Annotated in this window: 7 protein-coding genes and 1 tRNA gene; 2 read left to right on the forward strand and 6 right to left on the reverse strand. The window is 42.1% G+C overall.

Going from position 1 to position 12,458, the window contains the following annotated elements; genetic code table 11:
• The first annotated feature begins 242 nt into the window (after positions 1 to 242).
• A complete protein-coding gene (locus tag PISS_RS12130; protein ID WP_058155167.1) occupies positions 243 to 2,900 on the forward strand; it encodes an ATP-binding protein in 2,658 nt (885 codons plus the stop codon).
• Positions 2,901 to 2,903: 3 nt separating this feature from the next.
• Here PISS_RS12130 and rimI read toward each other — a convergent pair whose 3' ends face one another.
• From rimI to PISS_RS12150, 4 genes are all read right to left on the reverse strand, one after another.
• The gene (gene rimI, locus PISS_RS12135; RefSeq protein WP_010387705.1) at positions 2,904 to 3,368 is read right to left on the reverse strand and encodes a ribosomal protein S18-alanine N-acetyltransferase; all 465 of its coding nucleotides are present in this window, start codon (positions 3,366 to 3,368) and stop codon (positions 2,904 to 2,906) included.
• Positions 3,355 to 3,639 carry a hypothetical protein gene (locus PISS_RS12140; RefSeq protein WP_010387704.1) on the reverse strand — a complete coding sequence of 95 codons (285 nt, stop codon included), beginning with the start codon at positions 3,637 to 3,639 and terminating at the stop codon, positions 3,355 to 3,357. Before PISS_RS12140 ends, rimI begins: the two co-directional genes overlap by 14 nt.
• A gap of 64 nt (positions 3,640 to 3,703) precedes the next feature.
• A tRNA-Trp gene (locus PISS_RS12145) sits at positions 3,704 to 3,780 on the reverse strand.
• A gap of 186 nt (positions 3,781 to 3,966) precedes the next feature.
• The gene (locus tag PISS_RS12150) at positions 3,967 to 4,869 is read right to left on the reverse strand and encodes a LysR family transcriptional regulator (RefSeq protein ID WP_058155168.1); all 903 of its coding nucleotides are present in this window, start codon (positions 4,867 to 4,869) and stop codon (positions 3,967 to 3,969) included.
• A gap of 102 nt (positions 4,870 to 4,971) precedes the next feature.
• Between PISS_RS12150 and PISS_RS12155 the strand changes: the two genes are divergently transcribed.
• Complete coding sequence (locus PISS_RS12155) at positions 4,972 to 6,099, forward strand: FAD-dependent oxidoreductase (RefSeq protein WP_058155169.1); 1,128 nt, start codon at positions 4,972 to 4,974, stop codon at positions 6,097 to 6,099.
• Here the strand turns inward: PISS_RS12155 and PISS_RS18920 are convergent.
• Positions 6,087 to 6,233, reverse strand: a complete 147-nt coding sequence (locus PISS_RS18920) for a hypothetical protein (protein WP_167380512.1) — start codon at positions 6,231 to 6,233, stop codon at positions 6,087 to 6,089. The genes PISS_RS12155 and PISS_RS18920 overlap by 13 nt on opposite strands.
• Before the next feature lie 249 nt (positions 6,234 to 6,482).
• Positions 6,483 to 11,570 carry a PKD domain-containing protein gene (locus PISS_RS12160; RefSeq protein ID WP_058155170.1) on the reverse strand — a complete coding sequence of 1,696 codons (5,088 nt, stop codon included), beginning with the start codon at positions 11,568 to 11,570 and terminating at the stop codon, positions 6,483 to 6,485.
• Positions 11,571 to 12,458: the final 888 nt, after the last annotated feature.

Genomic DNA, 12,458 nt, shown 5'->3' on the forward strand with positions numbered 1-12,458 from the left:
GAACCCAAATTAGCTCTTGTGACGCTATCCGTTAAGTTAATCGTAATTGAAGACTATTTTCGCTGATCTTGGCTTTATAAACAATCAATGGTTGGTTATTAACGGATCTTTTTTAAGTTTGGTGTTTTCAGCGATTATTAACAATAACGCTATAAATTGCCCACTAACTTAACACCAAGCTTGAGTAATGGTTCTGTAAATCATATTATTGTTCGATTACATGGAGGATTTGATGTTGGGTAATGAAAACCAGTAAGCTAAGTATTCGATTATTATGGTATATAACTCCACTGGTTATACTGCCGTTGTTATTTTTAGGTGGGTTTACGCTCACTAATGTAACTAACTCTACGCAAAAACAAGCTGACTTGATAATGAGTCGCTTTGTAGAGCAACAACAGCAAAAAGTATTCAACTATATAGACTCTTTTCATGCAACGGCTAAGTTACTCTCTGCCTCACCGGTACTAAGTGACTTTTTAGCTAAAGATTTATTTGAAGACGCCAGCTATACCTATCGCCTTGGCGCGTTAATGGATGTATTTGCCAGTTACAGTGAAGCCTACCCTGATATTATTAGTATTAATTTAGTCTCAAAAACCGGTGAAAGTGATGCCTATTACTCCAGTAATTTAACCGTAGCGCCCAAGTCATACCCATTTTTTGATCAAGTTATACAAAGCAATTTAAGCCAACAACAATTTATGGTGCAAAAAGAAGATGGCACCACCAACTTATACTTTGTGCAACGCATATACAGTGTCGACTATTATCTAAAACGCCCACAGCAGCTCGGTTTTATTGTGCTTAAGGTCGAACCTTCGATTTTAAACACCAGTATTTTAGAAGCGCCTTATAACAACACCTTAAATTTGTTACTGGCCAGTGATGGTAAAATTTTATTTAGCTCTGATTATAAAATGCGCGGCCACTATGTTAGTGAGTATGAACTAAATAAAATTAACGACTTAGCGGATATAGGTAGCTTATCAACCATTGAGCTTTCAAGTGTTGATAAAATAGAGCGACTGATTTTTGCAGCTCAAATGAGTGGCGGCTACTATTATGTGTCGACTATTCCTAAAGCGGTACTGTATCAATCAGGTAAAGCAATTAGTGTCATCACCGGGCTAATTGTAATTATTTCTGTGATCACCCTACCGATCTTAATTTTTATTGTGGTGCGCAATTTACTGCTTAACCCAATTGAATTACTAGGTGAAGCAAGTCACCGAGTAGGTGATGGCGACCTTTCAGTCACACTGCCTGCTTATACAACCGATGAGGTAGGCATACTGTTTAACGACTTTAATCACATGATTAACCAAATTAAGCATTATCAAGAGCAGCTAGAAGAATATAAGCATCACTTAGAAGACAAAGTAGAGAGCCGTACTAAGGCACTTGAATCAATGAATAGTAAGCTTGAAACAGCCATCGCTCAAGCAGAGCAAGCAAACCAGCTTAAGAGTCGTTTTTTAGCCAATATGAGCCATGAAATTCGCACTCCACTCACTGCCATTATGGGTTTTACCGAGCAACTACTGCATAGCGATAAGAAAACAAACGATAAACATCATTTAGGCACTATTCTTCGTAATTCAAAACATTTATTAGAGCTTATTAATAACATCCTCGATTTATCAAAAATTGAAGCCGAAAAACTCGCTGTTGAGCAAACGCCATTAAATGTTGTGCAGCTTATTCATGATGTTGAATCAATCATTAAACCTTTAGCACAAGAGAAACAGCTTTCATTTACAATTAATTATTCACTACCTTTGCCGCATACGATAAATAGTGACGTTACTCGTTTAAAACAAATACTGATTAATATTGCCAGTAATGCAGTTAAATTTACTGAGCAAGGTCAGGTTACAATAACCGCTAAATACCAAGCACCAAAAATTCTTACATTTATAGTTGAAGACACCGGTATAGGCATGTCGGCAAACCAAATAAGTCGATTATTTACGCCATTTGAACAAGCTGATGCCACAACCACACGCCGATTTGGTGGTACAGGATTAGGGCTATGTATTTCAAAAAATTTGGCTCAGCTGCTCGGTGGCGATGTCAGCGTAACCAGTGAAGTGGGTGTGGGTAGTTGTTTTACTATCGATATAGATTGCCATTTAGGTAATGGGCTTAGTAGTAACCTGTTTTTGACTGAACACTCTCAGCTATCACCCGAAAAAGACCCGCAACTTTCTTTTGCAACCAATAACTTTGATGCGCATATTTTAGTGGCAGAAGATAACCCCGATAATCAGTTGCTGATAAAATTACTCCTTCAAACATGGGGGTTAGAGCCTGATATAGCCAATAATGGCGCACAAGCAGTAGAAATGGCACTAGTGAACGACTACCAGCTTATAATCATGGATATGCAAATGCCGGTTATGGGCGGCTTAGAAGCAACTAAAATGCTCAGAGATGCCGCCTACGATGGCCCAATTATCGCCCTGACCGCAAATGTCATGAACCATGATATAGATACTTACCTTGAAGCAGGCTGTAACAAAGCGCTTGGTAAACCCATTGATAAAGACGCACTAGAAAATGTATTAGTCAGCTATTTACACCTTGAACGCGATAATCAAAATAAGTGGGATAGCTTATTAAAAAGTGAGAAATTTCAGCAAATAAATGCTAATTATTTGGCAAGTTTACCTGATTACTTAAAGCAGATAAAAACCCTTTATAACAACCAAGATTGCGAAACACTACGCGCACTTGCCCACAGTATTAAGGGCAGTGCCGGTTGTTTTAACTTTGATGATATTTACCATAGCGCATCAGCGCTTGAGCAAAGTTTAAAAGGCAATGATATGACTCAAAGAGAAAAACGCGTTGTAGAACTCATTACAGCAATAGAACAAGCCATCGCTAATAAGTAATCATTAAAAATTTAAACCCAGTGCCATGCCCATTAAAATCGCATCTTCAAAGCCATTTTTATTTGGCGCATCGCTGGGGTAATAATTTTTACGTACTGACATTTCAATAAAGCCCGCACGCTCATACAAAGCAATCGCCCGCGTATTAGATTCTCTCACTTCTAAAAATAAGTTTTCGGCACTGTGTTGCTCGCCGTACGCTATAAACTGCGTTAATAACTGCTTAGCAAATCCTTGTCCCTGAAAGCTCGGGGCGACACAAATATCCATTAAGGTAAAATCGGGCCCTGCTTTTTCACCAATGTAAAAGCCTATCATTTGCTCGTCTTTGAACGCAGCTAAATTAAAATAGCGCCCCTGCAAACACGACTGCATTGTTTTTAACGTCCAAGGGTGTGTATGACAGGCATTTTCAATGGCCATCAGCTCATTGATATTCTCATCGGTAACCGACTTAAAGTGTATCAAGGTGTTCACTCATTAAAGCCCATAACGCACGTTTTTGCGCACAGGTTAGGTTAGAATCAGGCAGGCCTAATTGTTGCTCACTAAACTCAATGGTTGACGATTTAACAATTGAGTTTATTGTTACAGGCGCAAAGGCACGCTCAATATCATCTTTTAATGTATCACAGAGTATTAACGATGAAGTCGCTGACAACTCAGCTTGAGCTGGGCGAAAGTGTTGATTAAGTTCAAGCTTTTCTATACCAAAAACAGATGCGTAACGTGAATGCATAACAACTCGATGGATTAGTAAGATGAATAATATAGGAAGTAATCAAAACGATGTAAAGAAGAAATGGCAGGGGCGGAGAGATTCGAACTCCCAACCGTCGGTTTTGGAGACCGCTGTTCTACCAATTGGAACTACGCCCCTGCAATGACGATGAATTATATAGAGCTTTTTATAAAGGTAAAGTAAAAAAACACGGTTTGCAGTTCAATTGCTTTCAAAATAAACAAAACGGCGAATTAGCAAGCTAATAAAGCTCTTTTTTAAACATACCCAAGCTATCTGTAAAAAGTAAAAGGGCCAAACACAGTTATAATAATTTAAAGCGCTTCATTCGCTCGAAAGATAATGTTGCCGAATAACAAGTTGAAGGTACTCAAGGAATGCTTTTACTTTTTTGAACGGATATCTACGTCCAGAATAAAAAGCATACAAAACCAAATCTTCAGGCTCATCAGCTAAGGAATCTATTTTTGTTAACTGCCCTTCTTCTAGCTCTTGTCTGCACGCTTCAAAAGGAAGTATCGCAAAACCTAGCCCTTTTAGTGCAGCGGATTTTGCCATATGCCCACTATTAACTTTGTAACGGGATGCAACATTAACTGTGCCTGCTCGTTTGAATTTCCATGGCATTCCTTGTAAGACTGATAAGCTTGTAATACAGGGAAGCTTACCAAGTTCAGTCGTTGAATTTGGTTTAGGATGTTTATCTAGTAAAAAAGGAGAAGCTACGACACAACTTGGCCAACGAACCAGCTCTTTTGCAACCCATCCAGAATCCTCCACAGGGCCTCGTCCAAAACGTATCACTACATCAAACCCTTCTAATAGCCCTTCTTCGGGATTAAGCTGAGTATCACAACTTAACTGAATGTTAGGGTGTTTATAACAAAACTCAGCCATAGCCTCTGCCAAAAACGGTAAATCAGGTGTAATGACTTTTAAATGCCCTGAAACTAAATCACTATTTTGATAGGTTTCTTGTAAAACATCCCTCATCGCAACAAGCAGCGGAGTTAAGTTTTGGTAAAGAAGTTCTCCCGCTTCTGTCGCGACCATTTTTCGTGTTGTACGTTCCAATAGCCTTACATTCAACGCTTGTTCTAAAAGTGCAACATGACGGCTCACATTTGATTTGGGAATTTGGCACAGCTCAGCAGCCCGCTTAAAACTTAATTGTTCAAATACTTTCTGGAAGCTAAGAAGCCACTGTAATTCAATATTATTTAGCAAAACTATCTCATAAAATGGGATTTACAAACCGAAATTACCATATTTATCCTGTTTATTGGACCAGTGATAATCACTTTTTTCTTAAAAACTGGGAAGATTTAAATGAGTTCAATTAAACATATAGCCATTATAGGTGCAGGTATTGCTGGCCTTGCGTTAGCGATATTTGCAAGAAAACAAGGTATCAAGGTTACCTTATTCGAAAAAAACAACAGTTTTTCTACAATCGGTGCCGGTGTTACGTTATGGCCTAATGCGACCTTTGTGCTTGAGCAGCTAGGTCTAATAGATGATTTCACCCAGTGTGGGGGTCAGCCAGTTGCTATGCAACAGTACGACAAACAAGCCACTCAATTGGGTGAGTTTAATATTCAAACACTAAACTCTCTGTGCGGCTTTCCAACTATTAGCATATTACGTCGTGACTTAATAAAGATACTCGCCGAGCGACTAGAGAAACTGGGTGCCACTATTCACTTCAACCAAGCCGTCAATACTCAGGTCATTGCGCAATTAAAAGATAAGTTTGACCTTGTAGTAGGCTGCGATGGACGAATGCAGTCGAAAGCTCGAGAGTATCTGTATAAAGTACCTATGCCAACTAAATACCAAGGCTTCATTAATGTAATAGGCATCAGTGAAATTGACCTAACTCCTTTTGAGCAGACAATTCATGACTTTAGAGATAATAATGAACGCTTTGGTATAGTACCTGTAGCAAACCAACATTGTTACTGGGCCGCTGCATGGCCTAGTGAACTTGATAAAACGAAATCAATGGAGCAGTGGTTTGAAGAAATGCATAAGCGTTTTCAGGATTGGCCTAAAAAAGTTCAACAGGTACTTAATAGCTATAATCCACGCAGTTTAAAACGCATATTTGTACATGATATCGACCCACTTCCCTGTTGGCACAATGAGAATCTCATTATTATCGGAGATGCTGCACATGCTTCCTTACCCACATCGGGGCAAGGTGCTAGCCAAGCGCTTGAAGATGCTTGGCACCTAGCTCAATTATTTAAGACAAAATGTAGCCTCAATGTTATTTTGAAGAGGTTTTATGAAACTCGTATTCATAAAACCTCCAGCGCCCAAAACATGGGTAGACTAGTAGCCCAGCATATCTTTAAACAATCATCTAACTCGGCCACAGATGCACCAAGTATATCCGCAGAAGAGCTCAGTCAACTCTATATGCAAGGACTAAACTTAACTCATACCAAATGATAACCGTCTAAATAACAAAAACCCGCTTCAAAAAAGCGGGCTTTGGTCCAAGTAGAAAATTCTGTCATATCACGACGAAGTTCTTGTTTCTCTTTAATACTAAGCCTCCGCGGATCAGAAGTGCTTCTATCCACCTTGTGTCGCCAACTTGTCGCTGTACATTTTAGATAGCGCATCAAAACATTGGTTACCAGCAAGAAGCCTCAAAGGGTTCATATATCCACTATTACAATCGATACCGTCCCATCGATATAATGGAGACGATAATTCTGTTTAGGCCGTGAATCGGCTTAACTTACTGTCGGGAATTAGTTGACTGCTACAAAGCTCGAGATAAAACCCCACACTCTCTGATGTGTGGGGAACTTTATGTAATAGGCTATTTACATAGCAGGTTGAATGCCGTTAGGACAAGCACCTGGTGAGCCTGTGCCAGGAATAGTGGCCGGCACTGTTGGCACTGGGTAATCGCTCTCTAGTAATTGTATGGAATTGTGGTTGACTACCGGTACGGTTTCAATATTACACCCGCGAGCGCCACCTGATTCGAAGCCACCACCGACTTTACCTTTACAAATGAAGGAGCAACTAAAGTGCGCATCTTGTAAATCGTGCACGTTATACTGCTGACAGCCAACAGCGGGGTCAGTGCCAACGGAAATGAGTTTACCTAACCATGCAGAGTTTTTTGCCCGACTCTCCAACTCTTTATTCACTGTTTCAGCGGTGGCACATCGACGTGTCACATAACGTGATCCATCAATGAGGTTTTCGACATCATTGATGCAATATTGATATTTGTAAAACTCAGCGGAAGCCAATGATTCAGGATTACCAGCAGCATCAGAGCCACAAACAGCAGTCTTGTGCGAGCGCTCGCAGATAAATTTCGGTCCACGGCACACATCGCATGATACTGGTGATGTCGGTGTTGGGTTAACCGCATCTCCTCCACGGCTGTTTTTTATAGGCAAGGTGGCGCTGACCGTTTGACCTTTAGTATCAGTGACCGTCAGCGTAATATCCCCTCCGATATAGGTGCATTCACTCGCAGGTTTGCTAATGGTTGCCGTTGGGTTGTCGGTTGTTTCACCACTTAGCACCACGCCTTTGGCTGGTGGTGTCCAGCTATAGGTGTAGGGTGGTGTGCCACCAGTAATTACCGGTGCATGCAAACTTACTAACTTATCGATACCATTTAGCGAAGTCAGATCCGCGTTTATGCTTTTAAGTGCGGCTGTCAGTTTGCGACTGTCGACTAACGGTAAAGTTGCCGGAGCTGCTGGTTTGATCAGCACTGTATAACTTTGGTTGCCAGCCTGATAATGATCTGGCGTATCACCAGCTACTATGTCGAGTTTATAGGTACCAGCAGTGCCTGTTTGCGGGTTGATGCTAATGGTAGCTGCATTCAGAGGAGCGAAGGTATCGGCTGGCGCGGTACTCGGCGTAACGGTCCACGAAATAGTCGTTGGTGTTATCGGTGCAGAACCTACGCTGCTTATAAAATCTACAGTAACATCTAACTTTGGATCACCTTCAGTTAAGGTTATGTCTGTTGCACTTTTTGGCATTACAACAATAGTCGGTTCATAAACCACGACATTTATCATGTCTTGCTGCGAAGCACCACCTACTATTGGCATCCCGACCACAGTAAAAGTGAGCGTTGTATCGCTCGTCACATCAGGTGCCGTAAATGAGGCGTTATATTGATTGGCACCACTTAGCGCAACTATTGGTATTCCTGCCGTTTGCGTCCATTGATAACTGGCGAGACTGCTGCCCGTTGCATTTAGAATAACTGTTTGCCCTGCGCGCACGCGCAGATCAGCACCAGCACTAATACTAGGCGCAGCCAATACTTCCACCATCGCCGTTTGTGATACTTTATTACCTGTTCCTTGTGCGGCAAAAGTGAAGATATATTGGTTCTCGTTTCCATAGGCTGGAGCGATAAAGGTACTGGTTAAACTGCGAACATCGCCCTTGACGCTGCTATTGCTGAGCGTAATGGTACTGGCCGCCGTAGGAAGTTGGCTCCACGTTAAACTTTGCACCGTTGCAGGGCTGCTTGAGTCTGCATCGATCACCGTACCGACTAAACTAACGATTTGTCCTTCATTGACATAAAGAACAGGAGTAACATGTGCCGATATATCGGGCTGGCCTTGCACTGTAACTGTTACTTGGTCTTTTTTGACTCGACCATTACTAGTAACCGAGAGTTCAAATACCAGGTCTTCGCTGGTGCCCGCAGCTTTAGCTGGAGAGGTAAATGATGCATTCAAAGTATTTGCATTTTTTAAAGGGGTGACATCTGAGCCTGAAATCTGCGTCCAAGTATAAACTGGTTCATTGGCATGTTGCACACTGCCGTGCAACTGCACATCACTTAAACTTTCAGCAATAGAAAAATCATTACCAGCGCTGACCAGTAAAGGTAAAGCGGGTACGGTCACAACAACGCTATCTTTAGCCGTATTACCCAAACTGTCGATTACCGTCAGGTTGTAGTTAAGCTCTACTTCATGGGTCAGAGACGGCGCGATAAATGATGGGTTCGCATCACTGATACTGCTTAGTGCGGCATTCGTATCATCTGTCCAACTATAGGTGTAGGGCGGTTTCCCTCCTGCAACATTCGCATTTAAGTACCCCGTTTGCGAGGGTGATAAATCAAAGTCGGCGCCCAAGTCGACACTCATGTGGCGATCTTGAATGGTCACTGCAACCGTGGCGGTAGCCGTATTGACCGAATCCGTTGCCGTAACTTGCAGTTTGATCGTAGTATCAGCATCCACATTGGGAAGCTCTAAGCTTGCATTCGATGAGGATCCGTTGATAATGCTTGTTTTCGTCAGTGATGTTGTGCCGGCATCAGCAAGAGTCCATGCATAGCTTACCGCACCATCGGCATCTTTAGCCGATGCCAATAAATTGAGGGTATTACCTTCAGCCAATGTGCGTGTTGCTGCACCAGCTGTTACTTGCAAAACATTGTTCACATGGTAAGTGACACTATCGGTAGCAGAGCCGTTAGCCGTATCATTTACTATCACTTCAAGGGTCACAGTAGCAGGGCCATTCGGTGCGATAAAGCTTGGAGTAGCGGTGTTTGGATCTGTAAGGCTAATGCCTATACTAGTGGTTTCTACCCATAAATAACTGAGTGAACCAAAGGTGTTGCCAAGACTGACTCTCGGCTTCACTGTCTCATTTGCAGTTACGGTCGCATCATTAGAGGCGGTTACCATTAACGGCAACTTCGGTGGTGCGACTACTGGATCAACTGTCACAGTCATTTGTGCTTTTGCTAAGGCTGACCCATCGCTCACTTCGACTTCTATTACAATATCTTGATGGCCGCTCACACTAGGAGCGGTGAAACTTGGCGAATCCGTTTTATCATCTGCAATCGTAATGGTTGGGCCACTTAATTGCGCCCACTGATAGTTTAAGGGACCACTGGCGTTCATCACTGTCGTTTTTGGGTGCACCACATGACCACTGTATACGCTTTCATGCCCAGCCATACTGAGCGCAAGTGTGGGTTTGCTTGGCGCATTAACAGGTACTGCCTGAAACTGAGTATCAGTAGTTTTAGTAATCACCTTACCTTCAGGTGAGGTATAGGTAATGGTTGCCTGAAGCTTAATGTTGGTATTACTGCTTACTGATGGCGCATTAATGATGGGCTGAGCTGTATTGTCACCAGCAATTATCAAGTCATTAGGTTTTGGATTTGGCTCAATCACCGTCCATAGGTAAGAAAGAGATGCCCCGTTATCTAAAGGGGGGACATGGACATCGATGCTTGGTTTAAAAGTTTTGCCGGATTCTACCTGAACAGGAGCTGCTGTACTGACTCCAGGGCCTGTTGCCAAGTGACTACCTATTTGGTTTTGATGAGGTGCCAGCTTAAATACAGGTTTAGCGGTATAAAGTAGCGAATCGGAAACAGTATTGGTGCCATCTGTCACAGTAACATTGACTCTAATACCTGTTTCTGAATTGACATTAGGCACAACAAACACAGGGTGCTCTGTTGTCGCATCTGTAAAGGCAACATCGCTACTCTCCCACAACACTGATACACGATCAAGCGTACTGGTGATAGTTGCTGCAGGATACACAAAATCCCCTTCTTCAACTAAACAGTTGGTGGTGCAGCCCTTTGGTTTAATAATCTGTACCGACAAAGGCGCAGTTGCCTTCACTTGAATATCGTGTGTAATACTCACTTGATGGCCATCGGCATCAGTTACTTGTACTACCCATTGAAAATCGGTATCGGTTGTAACCTCTGGCGGCGTAACCTCGGTAGTTTTTCCATTAACACTACTTATCATAGCGTCTGGACCTTTTGTTTGCGTCCATTTATAGGTAAAAGGCCCCGTGCCACCATTAACCTCGGCAGTCAAACTAACAGAACCATGACCATTGTATACTTGATGCTTAGCACCTTGCTGAGGCTGTAAAGGTCCAGGCTTTATTTCTACTAGCTGTGTCTGTGATGTGCTTTTCCCGCTACTGACTTCCGTAGCTGTTACTTTAAATTCGAGTTTTCCCGGCTGCTTGGGCGCAATGAAAGATGTGGTTTGGCTGGCACTGTCTATTAAGTCTACTGTGGTACCGCTCACTTGCTGCCATTCATAGGTGAAGCTTCCACCGCCACCAGACTTTTCGGCTTTTGCTGTTAAGTGGACTGTTTGCCCTGAAGTGCTTTGCTTAACTGTATGTGACGATTGAGAGTTTGCATCAACTTTGCCCGTTCCAGTATTAATCTGGTTAACAAAGCTGATGCCCCTTGGCTTAACCGTGAGAACCACAATCGTATCAAACAACAAGCCGCTGGCGTCTTCAGTTTGTGCTGAGAAAAATAACTCTGTGTCCTGAAAAACATTAGGTGCTGTAACCTCGACTCGATTATCTATTTGTTGCCAAGATACTGTTTGTTCACTTAATAGTTCCCAACTTATCTCCTTGTCACTATCAACCAACCCATTAACCGTATAAGCCGCATTTAAAATGACCTTGTGTTCAGAAGAAACTTCCGTTGGGCCTGTAACCTCTAATGACTCAACATCTCCAATAACGTCAACCGGTGAGGTAATGTCTATGGTGATATCCTTGCTTAGCGACATACCTGAGAAACTAGCTGTTACACGAATGCTAGCTTGCTCAATATTTGACGGTGCTACAAAGAACCCTTGGTTACTATTACTAACTAAGCCAAGTGGTAATACACTCTCTTCCATCCAAAGGTAACTCGCGCCATCAATATTTTGTCCATTTTGTTGTAACTGAACCTCAATCACTGCAGATTGACCCACTTCTACGGATAAAGGCGCTCGGACCAACTCAATTGTAAATTCTTTACTTGTATCTGAAGACACTGAGGTTCGGTCACAGGCCACTAGAAAGAATAGCATTAAAAGTAAACCAAAACCTTGACTAGGCAATTTCATAAGTAACAGTATCCTTATCATAAAAAAGATACAAAGTTTTAAGATTATTTAAGCCTAAAAAGCATAATCAAACTTAAAACTTCGATAACCTAAATTGATACTAGACTCAAAATTAAAACTCTGCAATTTGTCCCTTTTTCATGAATCAAAAGAACACGATCTTACTGTTAAATTAAGTCCTGTTCTCGCAGTTCAGCTTATTAGGGTTGCCACACTCTTAGATAAACTAGCCTTGGAGTCTTGTGATGTGCCTGCCACTGGTGGTTACAGAAACCAACTGACCGACCATTCCAGCGAGTAATTATCCACCACATTCCCTCCAAAAGTGCCTACCATTACTAAGCTGGTATGACACAAATTCCATAGACCAACGTTGATTTAACACTATTGTCTTAGCGCCTTGCGTTTCTTCACACCCGCCCTCTTCAGTGTCGAGGCGATAGGCTTGCTTTTAGCTCTGAATCCAGCATTTTCCTTTGAGCAAATCCTGTAACATAAGCTACCCACACAGGGGATATTTAATCGCCAGCGACTGAGCCCAACAAACTTATAAGCCACACATTCAGTGTACCAACAGGCACACCGATTAATTGAAGAACGTTCCACCGCTACCACACCTGATATATCAGTGACGGTACATCCAGATGTCAAAAAAGAATCGTATGTAAACGACTGTGATCATCCTTATCTATGGTTTTGTGCGTATTTTTATATTCGAAGTCTCTCGGAGCTGATCGGTAATGTTATAATCATAGCCTAGGCTCGATTTGGTTAAGTCAGTTGCGTTGACGATCAGGACGAGCGAGTCGAGTTACCGACTATTCTAAAAACTCTGTGTTTTACATTTAGTAATGATTAGTTAGCCAAACGAGTATAAGTAAAGTACTA

The organism is Pseudoalteromonas issachenkonii (assembly GCF_002310795.1).
In the GTDB taxonomy this organism is placed as follows: Bacteria; Pseudomonadota; Gammaproteobacteria; order Enterobacterales; family Alteromonadaceae; genus Pseudoalteromonas; species Pseudoalteromonas tetraodonis.

Coding starts and splice junctions, on each gene's coding strand:
- PISS_RS12155 (WP_058155169.1), top strand. CDS start 4,972: ATGAGTTCAATTAAACATATAGCCATTATAGGTGCAGGTATTGCTGGC.
- PISS_RS12160 (WP_058155170.1), bottom strand. CDS start 11,570: ATGAAATTGCCTAGTCAAGGTTTTGGTTTACTTTTAATGCTATTCTTT.
- PISS_RS12130 (WP_058155167.1), top strand. CDS start 243: ATGAAAACCAGTAAGCTAAGTATTCGATTATTATGGTATATAACTCCA.
- PISS_RS12140 (WP_010387704.1), bottom strand. CDS start 3,639: ATGCATTCACGTTACGCATCTGTTTTTGGTATAGAAAAGCTTGAACTT.